The sequence below is a fragment of the Sunxiuqinia dokdonensis genome, from assembly GCF_001270965.1.
Classification (GTDB): domain Bacteria; phylum Bacteroidota; class Bacteroidia; order Bacteroidales; family Prolixibacteraceae; genus Sunxiuqinia; species Sunxiuqinia dokdonensis.
This window is the reverse complement of sequence record NZ_LGIA01000025.1, coordinates 12,120-32,150: the sequence shown is the minus strand read 5'-3', so window position 1 is coordinate 32,150 and position 20,031 is coordinate 12,120. Positions and strand designations below refer to the sequence as shown.

The following is a 20,031-nucleotide window of genomic DNA, read 5'->3' as shown; positions in this document are numbered from 1 at the left end:
AATTAGGCCGAGGTTGCCGGATTCGCTTCTTCTGCTGGTTTGGGCGCGATTACAGTTTGCTGTTCTGCCGTCAGTTCTTCCCGAACCCAGGGGCGTTTGCCGAATATTTCTTCCAGGTCTTCCCCAAAAATAACTTCTTTTTCAAGCAGGCGCTCGCCCAATTTTCGGTGGCCTTCGCTGTGTTCTTTAAGTACCTGAAGGGCCCGCTGGTATTGTGACTCGATCAACTCTTTGGCTTCTGCATCAATTAATTCAGCCGTTTTTTCACTGTACGGTTTGGTAAAGCCATATTCATTTTGGCCCGTTGAATCGTAGAAACTGACATTTCCAACTTTGGGGCTCATTCCAAAAATACTGATCATGGCATAGGCCTGTTTGGTAATTTTCTCCAGATCATTTTGGGCACCTGATGATATGGTTCCGAAGATGATTTCTTCGGCAGCGCGGCCACCCAGTGCAGAACACATTTCGTCCAGCAGCTGTTCCTTGGTCGTCAACGAACGTTCTTCCGGAAGGTACCAGGCGGCGCCCAGCGCTTTTCCGCGCGGAACGATTGTTACTTTCACCAACGGGTGGGCATGTTCAAGCAGCCAGCTAATGGTGGCATGGCCGGCCTCATGATAGGCGATTCGGCGTTTTTCGTCTTTCGAAATGATTTTATTTTTCTTTTCCAGCCCGCCAATAATTCGGTCAACGGCATCCAGAAAATCCTGTCGGCTTACTTCGTCCTTGTCTTTACGGGCAGCAATCAATGCGGCTTCGTTACAAACGTTGGCGATATCGGCACCCGAAAATCCAGGAGTTTGTTTGGCCAGAAAGCTGGCGTCAATGTCCTTTGAAAGTTTAATCGGGCGAAGGTGAACCTGAAAAATCTCACCACGCTCATTCAGGTCCGGCAGCTCCACATGAATCTGACGATCGAAACGTCCGGCACGCATCAGGGCGCGGTCGAGCATGTCGGCCCGGTTGGTGGCTGCCAGAATGATCACACCGGAGTTGGTGTCAAAACCATCCATCTCAGTCAGCAACTGGTTCAGCGTATTTTCACGCTCGTCATTCGATCCCATGTTGGGGTTTCGCCCCCGCGCACGCCCAATGGCATCAATCTCATCGATAAAAACAATACAAGGGGCTTTTTCCTTGGCTTGTTTGAACAGGTCGCGCACACGCGATGCGCCAACTCCGACAAACATCTCCACAAAATCGGAACCCGACATGGAGAAAAACGGAACATTGGCTTCGCCGGCAACAGCCTTGGCCAGTAGGGTTTTTCCGGTTCCGGGAGGGCCAACAAGCAGGGCGCCTTTCGGAATTTTCCCACCCAGTTTGGTGTATTTTGCGGGGCTTTTCAAGAACGACACGACTTCTTCTACTTCCTGTTTGGCTTCGGCCAGGCCGGCCACATCTTTAAAAGTGGTGCTGACGCGTGAATCCTTATCGAATACTTTGGCTTGCGATTTTCCAACATTGAAAATATTACCACCGCCGCCACCGCCGCCAGCTCCTTTGCTCATGCGGCGGAAAATCCACCACCAAATGGCAATGATAATCAGGAAGGGAAGTACCCAGCTGAGAATGTCGCCGAAATAATTGGGAACGGTGCTGTATTCAACAGGGACTTTGTCCGAATCGTTAAAATTGGCTTGTGCCTGTTGCAGGTTATCTTCAAAAGTTTCTACCGAACCGATCGTGTAAACGAAGTGCGGCCCAAATTTGGAGGGCGCTCCAAAGCCTGTGTTGAGTTTGTCTGCATAGTCGTCGTAGCTGTCTTCTTTCAGATACACTTGGGCTTCGTCGCGGTTAACAACCACAATGCGTTCAATATCATGATTGGCAAGCATGGTGTTTTTCACCTCGCTCCAGGTGGTTTTCACCGGCCCGCCGCCAAAACTAAAATATTGGATTGCGAGAAAGATGACAATCACAATTCCATAAATCCAGTACGGGTTAAATTTGGGCGGTTTCCCTCCGGTTCCAAAATTTCCCAGGTTTGGTTTTTGTTTATTCTTGTTATTATTTTCTGCCATTTCGTCTAATTTTCTGTTTGTATTTTTTCGATGGCTGCATCAGCCCAAAGGTTCTCCAAGTCATAAAATTTGCGGGTTTCATGTTGAAAGACGTGTACCATCACATCAGCATAATCCAAAAGAATCCAGATCGAGTTTTCGTATCCGTCTTTGTGCCAGGCTGTTTCTCCAACCATCTCTTCAACTGTTTTTTCAACCGAGCGCGCAATTGCATCCACTTGGGTGGTTGAATTACCGTGACAAATTATGAAATAATTACATTCTGAATGATTAATTTTTGTTAAGTCGATTTTTATGATGTCCATTCCCTTTATCCGTTGAATTCCTTCCAGAATGGCATTAATCAGCTGTTCACTATTTTTTTCTGTTGGTGTTTTATGCATAGATTCATTTTAGAACTACAAAGATAAATTTTTTCGCTTATTTTGATGGGTTTTCGTTCATATCGTTCAATTGTTTATCTCAGCTATTTTAGATTTAAACAAGGGGACAAAACAATGAAGTTTTTGTGCCGGTTCATGAATTAAAATTCATTTTGTTTTGATCTGTTAAACTGCTGAAAAAAGCATGATTAAAATAACACGGAACGATCAGTATTGTTTTTTTTTGTCGGCCAATATGTGCTGAATCAATTAGAATAAATATAAACACTTGAGAATTAATAAAGTCGCTTTATTGTCAGTTTTAAAATAATCATCAAATCATGTGTCAACATATCGGTCATTCCATCATCAAAATTAAACGCACTGAAAGTACCAATAACTATGCCACCGGGCAAGTGCGTGATAATGAAATAGAAGCTGGAACTGTCTTTTTGGCATACGATCAAACAGCCGGTCGTGGACAGTTAAATAACCGGTGGGAAAGCGAAGCGGGAAAGAATCTGACTTTTTCTGTGTTTTTGGAGCCTACATTTCTCGAAATCCAAAGGCAGTACATGCTGTCAAAAGTCGTGTGTTTGGGGCTAGAAAGCTTTTTAAGCCAGTTTACTGAAGGGGTAAAAATAAAGTGGCCCAACGATATTTACGTGGCAGATCGAAAAATTTGTGGGATGTTGGTTGAAAATGCCATCATGAACGGACGAATTAGCCAGTCAATTATTGGTGTTGGACTGAATATTAACCAAACCCGTTTTTTGTCTGATGCCCCCAATCCGGTTTCGCTGAAAATGCTAACCGGTGTTGATTACGACCTGGATGATCTGCTGACCGGTTTGCTCGAACAACTTGATCAATCCTATCAGCGGTTGGTTGCCGAACACTTCGACGAGCTGGATATCGAATTTCAGCAAAAACTTTACCGACTTGAAGAATGGCATCCTTTTAAAGATGACAAGCACCACTACACCGGAAAAATCATTGGGGTGAATGAAATTGGCCAGCTGAAAATAGAAGAACGCGATGGCCCGGTTCACACTTATCATTTCAAAGAGGTGGCTTATTTGTAAAAGAGGTTTAGCAATCATTTCCTATCTTTAAAATCCTAAACAAACGAAATTGATGAAGGCACTTGTTCTTGAAAAATACAACCAGTTTGAATTTAAGGAAGTTGAAAAGCCTGAGGTTGAGCCGAATGAAGTTTTGGTGAAGGTGAAGTCGGTGGGTATTTGTGGCAGCGATGTGCATGGCATGGATGGAAGTACGGGACGACGTCAGCCGCCGCTCATTATGGGGCACGAAGCGTCCGGCGAAATCACCGCCGTAGGAAGTTCCGTTCAAAATTGGCAAGTTGGCGACCGGGTGACCTTCGATTCAACCATTTACCAGCTGGATGATTGGTACACCCGCCAGGGATTGTACAACCTGAGTGACAATCGGGTGGTGCTGGGGGTTTCCTGCGATGATTACCGTAGGCATGGAGCCTTTGCCGAATTTGTGGCCGTTCCGCAGCACATTCTATACCGAATTCCTGAAAACGTAACTTTCACCCAAGCGGCCATGGTTGAACCGGTGGCCGTGGCTTTACATGCCCTTTCGCTGGGAAAGCCAGAGGTGAACGATGCTGTTGTGGTGGTTGGTGCCGGCATGATCGGCTTGTTTGTCATCCAGTTGCTGAAAGTGGCGGGATGCGGGAAAATCATGGCGATCGATTTGGATGAGGATAAGTTGACATTAGCTGCCAGGCTGGGAGCTACTCACTGTTTTAATAGCCAATTGCCAGGCTTGGATCAGCAAATTCTGGAATTGACCAATGGCCGCGGAGCAGATCAGGCATACGAAGCAGTTGGTGTTTCGGAAACTGTACAGTTGGCTGTTGCCAGTGTTCGAAAGGGCGGAACAGTGACTTTGCTGGGCAATTTATCACCAAATATTGACTTTCCACTGCAGTCGGTGGTTACCCGGCAGATCAAGGTGCAGGGAAGTTGCGCCATTTGTGGCGAATATCCGGCCGTGCTGGATTTGATTGCCGACGGAAAAGTTGATGTGAATGCCTTGGTGAGCGCCGAAGCTCCCTTGGCCGAAGGTGCTGATTGGTTTAACCGGCTTTATAACAAGGAAAAAGGTTTGGTGAAGGTGATTCTGAAACCATGACGGGACTGTGTGAAGGTGTGAGGTTGAGAAAATACCCGAAACTCAAAATTTCCCGAAAAATGAACTTCGAACTAAAAAAAGAAATTTGAAACCAAAACAGAAGAAAATACGGACAGCCATTGTAGGGCCGGGCAAAGTGGCCCACTTGCATGCCCAAGGGCTGGTTGAATCTTCGAACTCCGACTTTGTGGCCGTATGTGGCCGTACGCTCTCCAAAGCTGAGGCGTTTGCCAGCCAATATGGAGTGAAAGCCTATGGCGATCTGGAACAAATGATTAAGCACGAAAAAGTGGAGGCATTGTTGGTCTGCACACCGCATCCGTATCACCGCGATCCGGTTGTGACAGCAGCCAGGCTCGGTGTGCATTGCCTGATTGAAAAACCGATGGCCAGCACTTTGGAAGATTGTGATGCGATGCTGGAGGCCGCTAAAGAAAACCGGGTGACACTTGGTGTGATTAGTCAGCGACGGTTTTATGAACCGGTGCAGCGCATGCGAAAAGCGATTGATGATGGGAAGATCGGGCAGCCGGCGCTTGGACACATCATCATGTTGGGATGGCGCGATGAAGCCTATTACAGCAGCGACCCCTGGCGCGGTAAGTGGGAAACCGAAGGGGGTGGGGTTTTGGTTAACCAGGCACCGCACCAGTTGGATCTTTTTCAATGGCTGATGGGCGATATTGAGCAGGTTTATGCCGTGATCCGAAACTTGAACCATCCCTACATTGAGGTGGAAGATACGGCTGTGGCCGTGGTTCAGTTTAAAGGAGGAGCTGTTGGAAATATCATTTTGAGCAATTCGCAGAAACCGGGCATTTATGGCAAAATCCATATTCACGGACGAAACGGCGCATCCGTGGGTGCACAAACCGAAGGCGGGGCCATGTTTATTGCCGGACAGTCGTCGGTGCTGAAGCCGCCAGTGAATGACATTTGGACGGTGCCGGGTGAGGAATCGCTCCTTGAAAACTGGAAAAAAGATGACAGCGCATTTTTTAACCGGATTGATGCGGCTTCCTATTATATTGGATTGCAGATTGATGATTTTTTGAAAGCTCTGGTTGACGGTCGTCAGCCGCTGGTTACAGGCGAAGAAGGACGGAAAACCGTGGAGCTTTTTACGGCGATTTACCGCTCCAATCGCGACAATGCACCGGTGCGCTTTCCGCTGAAGCCAGACACAGGAAATGATATGGACGGCCGGATCACTGGTTAGAAACTGCTTGAGACACAAAATACAAACCGAACAAACCACAAAACTATGAATGAAATACTGCTCCTTGTCGGAATTGCTTTTGCCATTCTTCTGTTGCTGTTTTTGGTGTTGAAACTGAAAATACACGCTTTTATTTCCTTGCTGATTGTGAGTATCGTTGTCGGCATTGTCACCGGAATGGACTTTACCGGAATCATCAAAAGCATGCAGGATGGCATGGGCAATACGCTGGGGTTTGTAGCCACAGTGGTTGGTCTGGGCGCTATTTTTGGCCAAATGTTAGAAGCATCGGGCGGAGCAGAGTCGATTGCAAAGTATTTGCTGAAGCATTTTGGCGAAAAGCGAGCCTCGTGGGCCTTGGTACTCACTGGTTTTATTGTCGCCATTCCGGTTTTTCTGGATGTTGGCTTTATTATCCTGATTCCCATTATTTACGAGCTCACCAAACAAGCCAAGCGTTCCATTCTTTATTATGCGATTCCCTTGCTGGCCGGGCTGGCGGTTACCCACGCCTTCATTCCACCAACTCCCGGGCCGGTGGCCGTGGCCGAAATCCTGGATGTGCAGTTGGGGTGGATCATCATCATGGGATTTATCGTTGGGCTGCCGACCGCTATTATCGCCGGGCCAATTTTCGGTAAGTACATCAGCCAAAAAATACACATTGCTGCACCCGATTATTTTGCTGAAAAAGAGCCTGGGCCTGTGCAGGAGGGATTGCCTTCGTTTCGAACTATCATTCTGATTATTGCGTTGCCGTTGTTGCTGATTGTTTGCAATTCGGTTGCTGAAGTGCTATATGACAATGGTTTTCTGCAAAATGAGGTGGTTTATCAATCCATTGGTTTGTTGGGGCATCCGTTTACTGCCCTCATCATTTCCACCTTGCTGGCCATGTATGTTCTCGGAATTAGACGAGGTTTCAACAAAGAACAAATTATGAAGCTGTCGAACAAAGCGTTGGGGCCCGCCGGACTGATTATTTTGGTGACGGGCGCGGGAGGCGTGTTTAAGCAAATTTTGATCGATAGCGGGGTTGGTGCCATGTTGGCCGAACGGTTGGCCGAATCAGCCATGCCGCCCATTGTACTGGCTTATCTCATTGCTGTTGTTGTCCGCGTCATTCAAGGCTCAGCTACAGTTTCAATGATTACCGCTGCCGGAATTATGGCTCCGTTGATTACCATATTCGACCTGACTCAAATTGACAAAGCACTCATTGTGTTGGCCATTGCGGCCGGATCAACCATTCTGTCACACGTAAATGACAGTGGCTTTTGGCTGGTTGGAAAATACCTGGGCATGAACGAAAAGGAAACTTTGCGATCGTGGACCATTATGGAAACGATTATTTCGGTCGTTGGTTTTACCTTTGTGTTGCTCCTTAGTTTTGTGGTTTAAGCATGCCTGAATTAGTTAAAAATCAATTTGATATTCCAGCGTAAGGATGTTTGCCCGACGATATTCGTTCATGTAATCATGGAGTAGATAGCCGATTGTGATGTCGTGAACCTTATTGATTTTGTAAGACAGTTCGGCCATATACCTGATTTTATTGATTTCCTTATCCTGAAGCTCGTGAAAGAGTTCTGCACCAACAGCAGGTTTGAATTTTGAATTTGGAAGATCGTAATCGGTTTTTAGACGATACCGCATGGTGGCATCATTAAAACCTTCGTCGTTGTCCAATTCATCATAGTTGGTGTAGCGGGTCCGCAATTGCAATCCAAAGCGGTCGATGTCATGCTTTCCAACCAAATCGAGTGCCACGCGATGAAAGTATTCGGTCGACTTGGTCGCACGTTCATTGATCAGGTATCGGTAATTGCCACCGACTTCCAGGAAATCAAAAAGATCGTACTCTACGCCAGCCTGAATGAAATATTCATCCACTTCAAACTGTTCGGCAAACCTGATTTGCGGCGCCAGATAGGCACTCAAACGGTCAGTGATATCTTTTTTTACCTCGAAGGTGGTCCAGGTGTTCCACTCCGTTTCCTCTTGCGCCCAAACACTTGAAGGGCCAACGATTAAAACTACAAGACAGGCTAAGGTAGAAGCCAGGCGGATAAAGCTATGTTGCTTCATATTCATTTCTTTATTTGATAGCGTGGATTTTCAATGGGATCAAAAAAAATCGTAATGTTTGCAACATCACGCAGAAAGTCAATGCGTGTAACTTCATACCGCTTAATTTCAATTCCTGTTCGCTGACGCAGGTCGGTAATCAATTCCTCTTCTTTCATGCGGTGAATATTTTCAATGCGTTCGTACCTGATTTCCAGTTCGTATTCTTGCCGAAGCCTTAAAATTCGCTCAAGCAAATAAAGTCCGCCAACCAGTATCGCATTTGTAATGACCAACTCCGAATAACTCACTTTTTTGTTGGCCAGGGCGTTAATAACCGAAATTCCGATGACGACAAACAAGTAGGTCATTTCCTTGATGGGAATGGGATCGGTTCGGTAGCGAATAATGCCGAAGATGGCGAAAAGTCCGAGGGCAAATCCCAGTTCAAGTTTCACGCTTTCGAGCAAAAAACAGAGTAGAAAGACTGTGATTCCCACCGCAAAGAAGCTGAAAAAGAAGTCTTTTCGATTGGAGTTTCTGGCATAGAGGTAGCGAATGATGAGTACGAGTACGATTCCATTGAATGCAAATCGGACCAGCAGCTCAATAAAGTCTTCTACATTGATCAGTTTAATGTCGAGAAATCGGATCGATTCAAGCCAGTCAAATAGCTGCGAGGCTAATAGTACGGATGATAACATAGTGGATTAGTTAGTTTATTAAGTCGTTTTAATTTAGGTTTGAAGGCATTTTGCTTCAGATCATTTTCGGCCAGCGCCCGGCCAATGCAGTATTTGCTGAAACCGGTTGGCTGAAAACCGGACTCGTTCAAATGCCGGTTCAATATAGATGATCTAGCGTGGTTGTTTTGTTTGATTTCAATAATGGCCAGTTCATCCAGTCCGGTGGCCAGGTGTTGGCTTTTGAATTGTAAATTGACATCGATTGTGCAACGCTCGGTGAATTGTTTGTCGGCCAACGTAATCCGGCTGAACTGGTTCATCGACTTGAAATGCAAATCTGCCGGATCAATTGGTGAATGCTGACGCACGAATGCTCTTTCCACAACATCCAAAGTTGTTTGGTCTTGTTCAGTTTCAATTCGGCGTTTGAATGTTTTCCGTTTGTTATTTTTGAATTTGATTTCAAAAAAACTTGTCCGGGAGTTGAGGTACGTTCGCTTACGAACTTTGTAGCGGTTGAGTTTTCCGTTGTGATGATTCTTGTATAGCTGGTCGTTTTCGGTATCGAAATAATGGGTTTGGTAGCCAAGCATCCGTTCCCCATCAATCTCCAGAATGTAATAGTGTTCCGCAACAGCCAGCAGCAGGCTGGCGAGCTGCCTGAGCGGAACCACAAATTTTTGGTCGGTTCGCTCCATCAGTCTAACCTGACTTAAACCATCCAGGTTAATGGCTTGAAACCGCGAAACTACTTCCATATCCATTTCTATTAGCTTAAGATCGATTGTGGCTTGTTTGGTTACGACACAGCGGCACAAAATAAGCAGATATAAGCAGATAAAAAAGCAGCGCCATCATTTTTGGCAAAATTGTGCATTAAGCCGATATCGGGCGAAAGTCATTGCTGGCAGCACTTAAAGTTGACTAGCGTGAGTTCGTTTCAATTGAGCAAAATCAGGTTTAGGGTGCTGAGCTTTTTTAAATCGGTCAATTGAAGGGCAGCTTTTGCAGGATTGGCTGAATCGTGCAGAAAAGCTTGAATAAGTTCCGTCAACTCTTTGATCTCCATATCTGAAAGCAGCAGTTTGATCGATGAATTAGCAAAGGGAACAAGAATTTTCCGGCGTGAGTTGTTGCTCAATACTTCATTCTCAAAATGATTAGCGCTTACGGTGTTCAGGAAATTCAGCAGCTCTTGCAGTTTTTCCTTCGATTGGAAGTCCATAGCCAGGTTGCCAAATTCGAGGTGAATTTTCCGGCATGCGCCGCAAATAAATAATTGACCGTTTTCGCTAAGCTTCTTCATGTTGCCATCTGTTTTTTGATTCTTAACAAAGATGACACAAACAAGGAAAATGATCAATCCCAAGATGTTGGGGTTTCTTTAGATTAACTCTTCGGGGTTGATGTCTTGAATGTCAAGCAAATTGTTCATGATGGCATAAACGGTCAGTCCGGAGATGGATTTAATGCCGAGCTTTTCGGTTATGTTTTTTCGGTGCGAAATGACGGTGTGGATGCTAATAAACAGCTTGTCGGCAATTTCTTTGTTCGCCAGGCCCAAGGCAATGAGTTTGATTACCTCTTTTTCACGGCTGGTCAATTCGCCGTTGTCCTGCATGGGGTTTTTGTTTTTGTTGCCCGATTGCCTGATGACCTGAATCAGCTTTTGAATTTGAATCGGCGATGCGAATTGATTCAGTTGGTAATCAAAGGTCTGATCCACCTGATCATCTGAGTTTTCGGCATAAAAACCAACCAGACAAACCTCATTGTTTTTTCGCAGCTGGTCGATGGCCCGGAGGTTCAGGTCGGCTTGAGCTTCCAGAATTAAAATCATGATGCTGCCGGAAATCCCTGCGAACGAGCTCAAATCCTTAGCAGAATTCAGTTGGGTAATTTCCATCTTAAAATACTCCTGCAGAATCAGCGATAGGCCTTTTCTGATGATTTCGGAGCGATGCACAATGAAGACGTTTTCTTTCATCTCATTCTATTTTTTATTTTCAGAGGTGTTCGATGAAACTGGCCAAGAATGATGGGTCTTTTGATGAAGACTTACACTTGCCCGTTTCATTTCTTCAATTCTTTTTCGAACTCAATGACTTTGGTGATTAAAATGTGGTCTTCAATTCGTGCGTGGTCATTCAAATCGTTTTCGAACTGAAGCAGTGCCGTCAGAAATTCGTTCATGGCATTGTCTTCATAGTTGGGACTCAAATGACGAATGATCAGGTTTTCCAGATCGCTCAGCTTCACTTCAACATTGGTGTGCTCATTTTCAATGACTTCAATAAATGAGCCCTCTGGGCTCAAGGTTTTGTTTTCGTACAAGTTCAGGATGTAAGGAAAAACCTTTTCATCCTCGAGCTTGAGGTGAAGCAATAATTCTGATTTGTATTTTTGGTAGAACGTATTGATCATCTTCAGGCTCGAACAATTGTCGGGACAACTTTCCATCACCTTATTGAGCAGTTGCTCAATTTTTGGAAGCACATAGTTGATGTAATACCGATGGGTGTTCTTCAGGTAGTCGATGAGCAACACCGGGGAAAAAGATAAAAATTCGGCTTCGGGAAAATAACTTTCATCGGTGTAGGTATTGACGATGGCCAGGAAGAAGTCGGTATCGATATTTTTCTCCTGACAAACCTCCGCAATTGTTTTTTCCTTGAACCCCAACCGGATGCCAAAGCGGTTGATAACCGGCAGCAAGTTGTAGTTTCGGGTGATCAGGGACGACATTTTATCTTCTCTTCTGAATAATTCCATGATGTTGAATTTTACGTCTAATAAGTGTAAACAGCTTTTAGGCCGTTTAGATCAATCAATCTTTAAATAAATGAACTCAACCCATCAGTCCTTCCGTCCTTCAATCCTTCCGTCCTTTTTATTCTTCAGTGGTTTTACTCTTTAGGATAAGGCAAGCGGGTCAGCATGTCGGCCAGTTGGTTGACTCCTTCTTCCAGTTTGTTGCCGGCCATCATCTTAATCATCATACCCATTTCGGCATGCAAGGTCAGCTTCATTTTTGTTTGGTTTTCGCTCACTGGCAAAAGCTGAATCCAGAACGTAATTTCTACCGGCAGACTACCTGAGCTGGCCAGCTTGATGGTTTTAAATGGTTCGCGGTTGACGATGCGGATTTCAGATTGCCCCATTCCGCCGATGCTGAACCGGCAGGAATCCTGATCCGATTCAAAGTTGGTAATCTTAATTTGAGGAACCTGTTGGGTGACTTTTTGCAGCAAACCATCGTTAATGTATTCCGAGAGGTGCTCAAAGTTCGAAAGATAGTTGAATACAATTTCGTCCTTGTGATCAATCAATTTAATCTCGCTGGTGTATTTACTTAATCCCATAATTTCGCATTTCAAAAAAAATCCCCGGAATCGAGTCCGGGGAGTATGTTATTGTTTGGCTTCGTGTTTACTTATTTGCCCCAGTTGGCCGGATCCTGACGCCATTGGTTCAAAGACTCAACTTGAGATTCCTTGACTTCGCCCGATTCCAAAGCCACATCAATTAACGTCTTGTAACGGCTTAAAGTTGTGAGTTCGATACCGGCTTCTTCAAAGTTTTCTTTGGCCACGGGAAAGTTGTAGGTGAAAATAGCCATCATGCCCAGCACGTCACCGCCAAAGTTGGTAATGGCTTCGGCTGCTTTCAGGCTGCTCACACCGGTTGATACCAAATCTTCAATGATCACCACCTTTTGTCCCACTTTCAAATCGCCTTCAATTAGGTTCTCCAGCCCATGATCTTTGGGTTTTGACCGCACATAGATGAATGGCAAACCAAGCTCCTGTGCTACCAACATACCGTGGGCGATTGCTCCCGTGGCGACTCCTGCAATCACTTCCGCTTCCGGATATTTTTCACGAATTTGTTTAACAAACTGATCGCGGATAAAAGTCCGTGCATCGGGATAGGACAATATTTTTCTGTTGTCGCAGTAGATGGGTGCTTTCCAGCCTGACGCCCAGGTGAATGGGTTTGATGGTTGGATTTTTATTGTGTTTATTTGTACGAGTTTTTTCGTAACCTCAACATGGATATCTTGCATAATCTTAAATGTTTAAACTGATTTTCACGACAAATGTACAAAGTTTTTTTCAATGAGCATCAGCTGCTTTGGGGGGGCGAAATGAACATTTCATTAAAAGATAACATTGTTCAAAATGTTGAAATAGAGAGCTTTGAAGAATTTATCGAGCTGTTGTCTGAATTGGAGCGAAGGAAATATGTTGTAAAGCTGATAATTGTCAGTAAGCAAAATCCGGATTTAATGGCATGGCTTAAAAATAACTTAACACAAATGCCGGCTGCTGGCGGTTTGGTGATGAATAAGCAAGGGCAGTTTTTATTCATCAAACGTTTTGGACGATGGGATTTGCCAAAAGGTCGAATCGAGGCTGGCGAAAGTGCCGAAGTGGCGGCGATGCGTGAAGTGGAGGAGGAGTGCGGCATTACGGAACTCACCATTCATCGCGAATTGCCCGCTACCTTTCATTTGTATCGGTCGCCCTACATTCAGGAAGAAAATAACTGGGTGCTGAAGGAAACCCGTTGGTTCGAAATGACTTATTCCGGTTCGGAGCCGCTGGTTCCACAAACAGATGAGCAAATTGAGGAAGTGCGCTGGGTTTCGAAAGATGAGTTGCCGACGGTCTATCAACAAACCTATGGGAATTTAAAGGATCTGATCAAACCCTATCTGGATTAATTGCGCAGTTCGTTGATTCGTTTTTGCTTGAGCAGGTTGAGGAATTGCCGTTCAAAACCATCAAGCGGGTTGGGAGCCGGCGACAGAGCCAAACGCCCGTTTTTATCAATCAAATAGGCTTGGGGAAAGTTGGTGAGCCGGTAAGTGTCCGCCGCTTTTTCATCGACAATATAAAAAGTACCCAACCAGTTTTGCTGAAGAATCAGTTCTTTTTTGTCGGCTTCGTCCGGTAAAATAAGGTTCAGGATATGTAATTCCTGGTCGAACTGGTTGACCGAATCTTTTAGGTGATTCAAATGTTGCCGGCAAATCGGGTTCGAAACCCGCGTAAAATTCAGATAGATATACTTCCCGGTGAAGTCGCGGAGCTGGTGCTTGTTTCCTGAAAAATCAGTCAGCGTGATATCGGGCGCGGTGCTGCCTTGTTGCAGGTAAGTTAACTTCGACTTGATCCTGGCGGCAATGGCTTTGTTTTCAGCATCCCATTGGCTTTCGCCAATTTTGTCCAACAAGTGGAGTAGGCTCCTTGGCGAAAATTGTCCCTGAAAATAGGCGTCGTCTATTGATTTCAGAATAACCAGCCGACTGAGCGCAGCGTTCCAGTTATTTTGAGTCATTAAATAATTCTCAATTCCTGCCAAATTTGCTTGCGCTACCAGCCGTTTAAATTCGGCACTGTGAATCTTGCTCGCTTCAAATTCAAAATAATTGGAGAAGAGTTGCTGAAACAATTGTTTACACGGTGGCACCAACAGATCTGGTTGTTGGTCAATGAAATAGCGCCTGGTAAAATCATTGGACTGCCCTTGGTGTAAAGTGAATTCGGCAAAGGCCAAGCGATAAAATTTGTAGTTTTTGAAATACGAATCGCCGGTTTCGGGAAATTGTCGTTGCAGGCTGCTTTTCAGCGAGTCGACAGCCGCTTTTGAGTGTTGGTGATAAATCTGGTTGAAATAGCGGCTTTCCAGTTTTAAATAGGCCAGTTCAAACTGTTCAATTTGCCGGTTCAGTTCCGCCGGATTGCTGTTCTTTAGTGCGAAGTTAATTTCGTCGAACTCGAAAAAAGGGTTCCGTTTCTGGCTGGCAGAAACTGGCTTTTTCGGCGGAAAGATCAGTTCGTATTGCTGACCGGGTACCAGAAAAAGCGAGGCGTGGTAAGCATCGATTTCAGTAAAGCTGTGGGTGATTTCCGTTAGTGGAAATGAAGCGGAGAATGATCCGTCCGGAGCAATCCGAAATGAAGTGACAAGCTGTTTCTCTTCCGAAATTCCATCCAACAAGCGATAAAACTCAATTTGATAGCCACCGTATTCCGGCGCTTTTCCTTTTAGGGTAACTGTTTTTTGTGCCTGCGAAAACAGCGAACAGGCCAAGGTGAAAATCAAAAAAAGAAGGAGGTTTCTAAGCTTCATCTTTTTTAAATTCGGCCATGTTTAACTTGTTGGGCAAGAACATGCTGGCATCGCCGCCGTGCAAAATAATATCGCGCACAATGGACGAGTTAACCGGCGTGTGTTCGGGTTTGGTAAGCAGAAAGACGGTTTCAAGTTCGGGGTGCATTTTTTTATTAACCTGCGCAATGGCACGTTCGTATTCAAAGTCGGCCGAGGTGCGCAGTCCCCTTAGTATATATTTGGCTTCTACGAGTTTGCAGAAATCAACGGTGAGCCCTTCGTGGCTTTTGACTTCCACCTTGGGTTCGTCATCAAAAATCTGGTTGATCCATTTCAATCGTTTTTCGAGGCTGAAAAAAGACTGTTTATTGGTGTTAAACCCAATCATGATCACCACTTTATCGAATAATGGAAGCGCCCTGCGGACAATGCTTTCATGGCCAATTGTAAACGGGTCAAACGATCCGGGAAATATGGCGATACGTTTCATATTTGGCGTGTTTTGCGATTTACCGTCCAAATATAACGGATATTCTTTGGAATTATTCGATATCCATGGCCTTATTGGCGCTTACAAATAAAATGTTGCCAAAGTCGGTGTATCCCTCAAAAAACTCAAGACTCCCCTTTAACATTTCATTTCGAAAGCCGATCAGTGTTAAATCAGCATCTTGCGAATAGGTTGAAATGACCTGTTTGCGGTTGCCTTTTTCATAGGGCACCATCTCAATATTGGACGGACTGATTGGCAAGCGGCCTTCTTTCACCAACTCCAAAAGCTGTTGGCGCTTATTCTGTGCCTCATCTCCATGAAACAGGGCGAAAATTTTGATCTGTCCTTTTTTCCAATCCGGGTGACCCAGGATGATGTATCCCAGTAAAATCATCAGGTTGGCGTTTTCATAATCATCCGGGCGAATCCAAATGTGGAGTTCCTTTTTGTAGCCAAAGCTTTTGTAGGAAGTATTCAGGATGCAAACATCAAATCCGGCAGATTCGATCATTTTGTAATTGGGAAGAATTTCTTTTAGAGTTTCTGGTTCGGTGCGCGAAAATTCGAAGAGAATGAGGTTGTTACCCTTGCCTGAAATACCGGAAAGTTGAACCACTTGTCCAATGGCGGAGGTGTAGGATGGCGAAATAATGGTGTCGAGAAAAACCCGGTTTTTACCACCTCGTGCCAAATTAATGAGTCGTTTCAACGAAGCCTTGGATTCTTCGGTCGTTTCTTCGTTCAGGTAGCCTTTAATGAAGTGAATGTAGGTTCCGAAGCCGTATTTGTATGAAAGCCAGCGCATCACGTCAAAGGCGCTTCGGCGTTTAAACGTGTCGTGTGAAATGCAGACTCCAAATGGACGCCAGCTAATTTCGCGGTCTTCTTTGTCGGCCCGTTGCGCAAAAATTTGCAATTGTCGGCTTAGCTGGAAAACAACACCCCTGAAAAGCTTGTTTAAGCCTCTTCGTTCCTTGCTGTAATAGGTGATTGCAAAATAAATCAGCCCCATAATCAGAATGGACAGCGAAGCGTAAATCGCATTCATTTGAAACATGATCCAAAATGAAAAAACAGCTCCGGTTAGCGAGATGTACCATTTACTTCGGAACGTGGGGCGGTAGGCCGGATCGGCGGCAAAATGCTCTAAAAAGGAAACCATACAAATGGCTGCGTAGGTGACCATGAAGAACATGGATATGATTTGTGCTACGAAGTTGATGTCGCCAACAATGATGAAAACAAAAGCGATCAGGATGGTGACCAGCGAGCCGTTAACGGGTTCATTGTCCTTTTTCTTTCCCCTGGCAAACCAATGATTGATTCGGGCTTCGGGAAAAATATTATCGTACCCAATAGCCTGCAAGGTGCGGGGGGCGACCATGATTGAGCCCAGTGCTGAACTTAATGATGCTGCTGCCAGGCCAATCGGAATAATTGGGCCCCAAATGGCAATGCGCTGCATGATCAGCTGGTCGGCCACCAACTCCTCGGGACTGGCCGAAACGGTAAATTTATACGCGGCAGCAATATAAATAAGCATACCCGCTATGGTGGCCCAAAGTGTTCCCCTAGGAATCGATCTCTTCGGGTCTTTCAAATCACCCGATAAACCCAATCCTGCTGCAAGTCCTGTAAACGCGGGGAAGATGATGGTGAAAACAAAAAAGAAATTGAGGTTGTCGGGTACGTGTGAGTGGAACTGAATGTCGTATGGTTTGAGGGGTGAATCGCCAAGAAAGAAAAAAAGTAGAGAGACCAGCAGAACGAATACCACAAGGTACAGGGCCTTCATCCCGACATTTGCCCCATTCGTTAAAATGATAATCGAGAGAATGGCCATGGCAGGAATTGAAATCCATCGCCGGTCTTCAATCGTCAGGTCGAAAGTGTTGTTGATGTAGGTGAGCAGGGGTTCAAATGCTTCGCCAAAAGCAATCACATAAAATGCCACCGAAATGGCCTGTGAAAAGAACAGTGCCAAACCAATGGCGCCGCCAATGTTCAATCCAAATGACCGCGAGATGATGTAGTAGGCCCCACCACCCTGAACTCGTTGGTTGGTGGCGATCTCGGCAACAGCAAGTGCTGTTGGAATGGTAATGATGTGACCAATGAAGATGATGCCGATCACGCCCCAAAAACCAACCTGCCCGACTGCCCAGCCAAAGCGTAAAAATAAAATAGCTCCGAGAATGGTAGAAAGTGCCGTCAGAAAAACTGGCATTGTGCCAAACTTGGCATTTTGATTCATAAGCGTTTTAGCCATGCATAAGTTTTTGGTCAAAGATATGTTTTCGGAAGAAAAATCAAAACCAGCCGGATGAGATTCTCAGACGAATGCGTGGGCGATCTTTTTTCTATGGATCGACTACAAAATTATTAAACAAGTCAGGACCTTCGCTTTTTCGAATGAGTACGTTGGTTCCGGCAGGTTTGATCAGCAAATCATCTACACCAATATATTTCCCTTTAATACGGAGCTGGTAGCGCGCGTTTTTCCGGACTTCAAAATGAGTTGAAATTTGCACCCATTGCCGGAACACGTTGTGAGTTTGTCGGTTATTCAGTTTAGTTTCCGACAGCTGCTTGCCGTTTTCATCCCAAACGGTTAAAGTAGGTTGAGGCATGTCATAATGCCGGTTGTCGAAAGCCAGCCAAAAAGAGAGTTTTGCTGTTCCGGCTGGCAGGGGAAGTTTTTGGTTGAAGATTTCCAACTCACCCCTTCGTTTAAAAAGAGCTCCTGTACCTGTGAAGGTGTTTTCTGCCAGTTGATCATCAAAATCAAGGTAAAAAATCAATTCGGGAAGGGTGTCCGTGTTGATTTCCGCGGGTGTGTTGAACTGTACTTTGAAATCAGCCACATGGTTGAGCCAGTTTTCATGACTGACTTTAAAAGCCCCAAGCGGCAGCGTGCTCATCGTGATGTATTGATCCTCCCAGAAAACCTGGGCCTGTTTATGCAGCCAGGCTTCTTGTTCGTTTAACTCTTGTTTTGTGCTGATGAGCAGCAGGGGTTTATCGTTCATGTCGTTGAGCCGAGTTTTGCCAATGGCCGAATCAGCCAGCAGTTGGATGCTGCTTAAAGCCTGGGCAAATGACAGGCGGGGTGAGAAACTTTGCACCAGTGGCAGTCCGGTGTGGTGCGCGCATTTCATGGCTTCACCCAATGCCGTCATGCCATTTTCAAACAGGAGTTTATCGCCGCAGGTGCTGGCAAAGGGTAGCGTAAAAATAGCTTGAAATTGATGGTAGTCCACTTGTGCATGCTGAAATCGTTGAAGAAATTCTTCATCGTTGGACGCCAGTTTGTCGTTTTCGTTGAACAAGCCTCGTGTTGCCCTTTCTGTATTGTGTTTTGCAGCCATCCCCCAGGAAACGAAAACTGCGATCAACAGTAAATAAGCAGACCGTTGGCGGTTTTTTGCTTTTAATTTTTCGAAGAGTTGGAAGAAAATGAAGGCCGAATAGACCGTGAAGATATAATAGAAAATCCAGGAAAAGCGGCCCAGTGCACGAAACTGGCGAACGGGCGGCAGAAGTTCGAGCAAAAAGCCAAACCCCCATTTGAAGGGAAAGCACATGGAAAACAATAGGACCAGTGTGCCGGCCAGGAGATAGGGCAGGAGTGCTTTGTGCTGAAAGACGAACGACCAATCGGGTTGGCGCTTTCGGAGCCAGACGATTGGGGCCATCATTACCAGGCTGATGGCTACCCATGTTGCTGGTAACCCGACAAAGGCCCGCCCTTCCCATTGAAATCCCAGGTCCATGTATTTTGAAATAAAAGCTTTTAACGGAAATTCCGAAGGGAGAAAGATGCTGAATAGGTTGGCGTGATATACATAGAACCCGTATGGGTTGTCGGGCCGGTCGGTAACCCAGTCGGTGGCGCCTGCCAGCCCCCTGACCAAAAGTACCGGAACAGCTGCCAGCACCAATACATAAATAGCCGGCTGAAGTTGTTGCCTGGCTTGCTTTCGGTGGATCCATAAATCGGCGATAAGCACGGCCACTAAAAAAATGAAGTAGAACGCGACAAAATAGGCGCTGATCAATCCGCCAATGGTTCCCGATAACATCAGCAAACTTCCCCAAAAGAATGGTTTTTTATCTTCGCGAAAACGAATAAGCAAATACCAAAACAGCGGAATAAAAAACCAGTAAACCATCTCAAAATGCCCGTGAATGCGGTCGAACTGTGGTGTCAGAAAACCAATGACCAAAGCCGACAGAAAGGCATACCACGCAGGCAGTTCGAACCGCCTTAGAATCAAAAACAACAAGGGCATTCCCAATAAAAAGGAGAAAATCATCGTCAGGTTCAGAATACCCACACCGTAGTCGGCAATTGGATAGAGATGCTTGTCCACAAGCTTCAGCACGGAAACATACGCCGGATGCGAATTGATGTATTGCAAATGGTCGCCGTACGGATAATTGATGCCGTCATGCCGGACGCCGGAGTCGTATTTCAGGTAGTATGAAAAGTTGAAATAGCTTTTTAGCGGATCGATCGATTTGGAGAAGAGGATGCTGTTGGGATGCTGCAAAACGGGTTGAAAAAGTATCAACAGCAAGGCGGCTGTTGTCACCATCAATATAATCAGGAAGCTTGCATGAGTCAGCTTTTGTTTCACGTAGATACAGGAATTCGTTACTGTGCACGAATTTACAATTTTCCAATCGTTTTGAGATGGTCAAGAAAAAAATTGTGGGTGAGAGAAATAAAAAAAGGAAACCCATGAAATTCGGTCCGCTCCCCGGGAAACAATAAACCGCGGGGTGAAGTGTTTAAATACGCCATGACAACAACAAAAACTTTCCGGTTTCAGTGGGTTTCCTTAACTTTTACTATGTCTTTTCACTGCGTGCTTCATCTTTCGTT

At 45.3% G+C, this 20,031-nt stretch carries 19 protein-coding genes; 5 read left to right on the top strand and 14 right to left on the bottom strand.

Going from position 1 to position 20,031, the window contains the following annotated elements; genetic code table 11:
* Positions 1-2: 2 nt before the first annotated feature.
* Together ftsH and rsfS are read right to left on the bottom strand one after the other, a co-directional pair.
* Positions 3-2,027 (bottom strand): ATP-dependent zinc metalloprotease FtsH, encoded by a 2,025-nt coding sequence (gene ftsH / locus NC99_RS02895; protein ID WP_053179673.1) that lies wholly within the window; start codon positions 2,025-2,027, stop codon positions 3-5.
* Positions 2,028-2,032: 5 nt separating this feature from the next.
* Positions 2,033-2,410 (bottom strand): ribosome silencing factor, encoded by a 378-nt coding sequence (rsfS, locus tag NC99_RS02890; RefSeq protein WP_053179671.1) that lies wholly within the window; start codon positions 2,408-2,410, stop codon positions 2,033-2,035.
* 320 nt (positions 2,411-2,730) lie between these two features.
* Here rsfS and NC99_RS02885 point away from each other — a divergent pair, with 320 nt between their 5' ends.
* From NC99_RS02885 to NC99_RS02870, 4 genes are all read left to right on the top strand, one after another.
* Positions 2,731-3,474 (top strand): biotin--[acetyl-CoA-carboxylase] ligase, encoded by a 744-nt coding sequence (locus NC99_RS02885; protein ID WP_053179669.1) that lies wholly within the window; start codon positions 2,731-2,733, stop codon positions 3,472-3,474.
* Positions 3,475-3,526: 52 nt separating this feature from the next.
* Positions 3,527-4,558 carry a galactitol-1-phosphate 5-dehydrogenase gene (locus NC99_RS02880; protein WP_053179667.1) on the top strand — a complete coding sequence of 344 codons (1,032 nt, stop codon included), beginning with the start codon at positions 3,527-3,529 and terminating at the stop codon, positions 4,556-4,558.
* A gap of 85 nt (positions 4,559-4,643) precedes the next feature.
* The gene (locus NC99_RS02875; protein WP_053179665.1) at positions 4,644-5,777 is read left to right on the top strand and encodes a Gfo/Idh/MocA family protein; all 1,134 of its coding nucleotides are present in this window, start codon (positions 4,644-4,646) and stop codon (positions 5,775-5,777) included.
* A 45-nt stretch (positions 5,778-5,822) separates the two neighbouring features.
* Positions 5,823-7,178, top strand: coding sequence for a GntP family permease (locus NC99_RS02870; RefSeq protein WP_053179662.1), 1,356 nt, complete (start codon positions 5,823-5,825; stop codon positions 7,176-7,178).
* A gap of 15 nt (positions 7,179-7,193) precedes the next feature.
* Here NC99_RS02870 and NC99_RS02865 read toward each other — a convergent pair whose 3' ends face one another.
* From NC99_RS02865 to pyrE, 8 genes are all read right to left on the bottom strand, one after another.
* The gene (locus NC99_RS02865; protein ID WP_162231125.1) at positions 7,194-7,865 is read right to left on the bottom strand and encodes a DUF2490 domain-containing protein; all 672 of its coding nucleotides are present in this window, start codon (positions 7,863-7,865) and stop codon (positions 7,194-7,196) included.
* A gap of 2 nt (positions 7,866-7,867) precedes the next feature.
* Positions 7,868-8,548 carry a DUF4956 domain-containing protein gene (locus NC99_RS02860; RefSeq protein WP_204374881.1) on the bottom strand — a complete coding sequence of 227 codons (681 nt, stop codon included), beginning with the start codon at positions 8,546-8,548 and terminating at the stop codon, positions 7,868-7,870.
* Complete coding sequence (locus NC99_RS02855; protein ID WP_053179657.1) at positions 8,527-9,294, bottom strand: polyphosphate polymerase domain-containing protein; 768 nt, start codon at positions 9,292-9,294, stop codon at positions 8,527-8,529. The genes NC99_RS02860 and NC99_RS02855 overlap by 22 nt, the downstream gene beginning before the upstream one ends.
* A 176-nt stretch (positions 9,295-9,470) precedes the next feature.
* Positions 9,471-9,836 carry a DUF6686 family protein gene (locus NC99_RS02850; RefSeq protein WP_053179655.1) on the bottom strand — a complete coding sequence of 122 codons (366 nt, stop codon included), beginning with the start codon at positions 9,834-9,836 and terminating at the stop codon, positions 9,471-9,473.
* A gap of 78 nt (positions 9,837-9,914) precedes the next feature.
* The gene (locus NC99_RS02845) at positions 9,915-10,517 is read right to left on the bottom strand and encodes a helix-turn-helix transcriptional regulator (protein ID WP_053179654.1); all 603 of its coding nucleotides are present in this window, start codon (positions 10,515-10,517) and stop codon (positions 9,915-9,917) included.
* Between the two features lie 86 nt (positions 10,518-10,603).
* Complete coding sequence (locus NC99_RS02840) at positions 10,604-11,302, bottom strand: hemerythrin domain-containing protein (RefSeq protein ID WP_082326271.1); 699 nt, start codon at positions 11,300-11,302, stop codon at positions 10,604-10,606.
* A gap of 134 nt (positions 11,303-11,436) precedes the next feature.
* On the bottom strand, positions 11,437-11,892 hold the full coding sequence (locus NC99_RS02835) for an SRPBCC family protein (RefSeq protein ID WP_053179651.1): 456 nt from the start codon (positions 11,890-11,892) through the stop codon (positions 11,437-11,439).
* 71 nt (positions 11,893-11,963) lie between these two features.
* On the bottom strand, positions 11,964-12,596 hold the full coding sequence (pyrE, locus tag NC99_RS02830) for an orotate phosphoribosyltransferase (protein WP_053179649.1): 633 nt from the start codon (positions 12,594-12,596) through the stop codon (positions 11,964-11,966).
* A gap of 33 nt (positions 12,597-12,629) precedes the next feature.
* On the opposite strand from pyrE, the gene NC99_RS02825 reads away from it, so the two are divergent.
* A complete protein-coding gene (locus tag NC99_RS02825; RefSeq protein ID WP_053179647.1) occupies positions 12,630-13,256 on the top strand; it encodes an NUDIX hydrolase in 627 nt (208 codons plus the stop codon).
* On the opposite strand, the gene NC99_RS02820 is transcribed toward NC99_RS02825, so the two are convergent.
* The 4 genes from NC99_RS02820 to NC99_RS02805 form a co-directional block, all read right to left on the bottom strand.
* On the bottom strand, positions 13,253-14,668 hold the full coding sequence (locus NC99_RS02820) for a peroxiredoxin family protein (RefSeq protein WP_053179645.1): 1,416 nt from the start codon (positions 14,666-14,668) through the stop codon (positions 13,253-13,255). The genes NC99_RS02825 and NC99_RS02820 overlap by 4 nt on opposite strands.
* Positions 14,658-15,140, bottom strand: coding sequence for a pantetheine-phosphate adenylyltransferase (gene coaD / locus NC99_RS02815; RefSeq protein ID WP_053179643.1), 483 nt, complete (start codon positions 15,138-15,140; stop codon positions 14,658-14,660). Before coaD ends, NC99_RS02820 begins: the two co-directional genes overlap by 11 nt.
* A gap of 52 nt (positions 15,141-15,192) precedes the next feature.
* Positions 15,193-17,412 (bottom strand): APC family permease, encoded by a 2,220-nt coding sequence (locus NC99_RS02810; protein WP_053179641.1) that lies wholly within the window; start codon positions 17,410-17,412, stop codon positions 15,193-15,195.
* A gap of 91 nt (positions 17,413-17,503) precedes the next feature.
* Complete coding sequence (locus tag NC99_RS02805) at positions 17,504-19,783, bottom strand: hypothetical protein (RefSeq protein WP_053179639.1); 2,280 nt, start codon at positions 19,781-19,783, stop codon at positions 17,504-17,506.
* Positions 19,784-20,031: the final 248 nt, after the last annotated feature.

Excerpts from the sequence above, each read along its gene's own strand:
- ftsH (WP_053179673.1), bottom strand. The coding sequence starts at position 2,027 with ATGGCAGAAAATAATAACAAGAATAAACAAAAACCAAACCTGGGAAAT.
- rsfS (WP_053179671.1), bottom strand. The coding sequence starts at position 2,410 with ATGCATAAAACACCAACAGAAAAAAATAGTGAACAGCTGATTAATGCC.
- NC99_RS02885 (WP_053179669.1), top strand. The coding sequence starts at position 2,731 with ATGTGTCAACATATCGGTCATTCCATCATCAAAATTAAACGCACTGAA.
- NC99_RS02880 (WP_053179667.1), top strand. The coding sequence starts at position 3,527 with ATGAAGGCACTTGTTCTTGAAAAATACAACCAGTTTGAATTTAAGGAA.
- NC99_RS02870 (WP_053179662.1), top strand. The coding sequence starts at position 5,823 with ATGAATGAAATACTGCTCCTTGTCGGAATTGCTTTTGCCATTCTTCTG.
- NC99_RS02865 (WP_162231125.1), bottom strand. The coding sequence starts at position 7,865 with ATGAAGCAACATAGCTTTATCCGCCTGGCTTCTACCTTAGCCTGTCTT.
- NC99_RS02860 (WP_204374881.1), bottom strand. The coding sequence starts at position 8,548 with ATGTTATCATCCGTACTATTAGCCTCGCAGCTATTTGACTGGCTTGAA.
- NC99_RS02855 (WP_053179657.1), bottom strand. The coding sequence starts at position 9,294 with ATGGATATGGAAGTAGTTTCGCGGTTTCAAGCCATTAACCTGGATGGT.
- NC99_RS02850 (WP_053179655.1), bottom strand. The coding sequence starts at position 9,836 with ATGAAGAAGCTTAGCGAAAACGGTCAATTATTTATTTGCGGCGCATGC.
- NC99_RS02845 (WP_053179654.1), bottom strand. The coding sequence starts at position 10,517 with ATGAAAGAAAACGTCTTCATTGTGCATCGCTCCGAAATCATCAGAAAA.
- NC99_RS02840 (WP_082326271.1), bottom strand. The coding sequence starts at position 11,302 with ATGGAATTATTCAGAAGAGAAGATAAAATGTCGTCCCTGATCACCCGA.
- NC99_RS02835 (WP_053179651.1), bottom strand. The coding sequence starts at position 11,892 with ATGGGATTAAGTAAATACACCAGCGAGATTAAATTGATTGATCACAAG.
- pyrE (WP_053179649.1), bottom strand. The coding sequence starts at position 12,596 with ATGCAAGATATCCATGTTGAGGTTACGAAAAAACTCGTACAAATAAAC.
- NC99_RS02825 (WP_053179647.1), top strand. The coding sequence starts at position 12,630 with ATGTACAAAGTTTTTTTCAATGAGCATCAGCTGCTTTGGGGGGGCGAA.
- NC99_RS02820 (WP_053179645.1), bottom strand. The coding sequence starts at position 14,668 with ATGAAGCTTAGAAACCTCCTTCTTTTTTTGATTTTCACCTTGGCCTGT.
- coaD (WP_053179643.1), bottom strand. The coding sequence starts at position 15,140 with ATGAAACGTATCGCCATATTTCCCGGATCGTTTGACCCGTTTACAATT.
- NC99_RS02810 (WP_053179641.1), bottom strand. The coding sequence starts at position 17,412 with ATGGCTAAAACGCTTATGAATCAAAATGCCAAGTTTGGCACAATGCCA.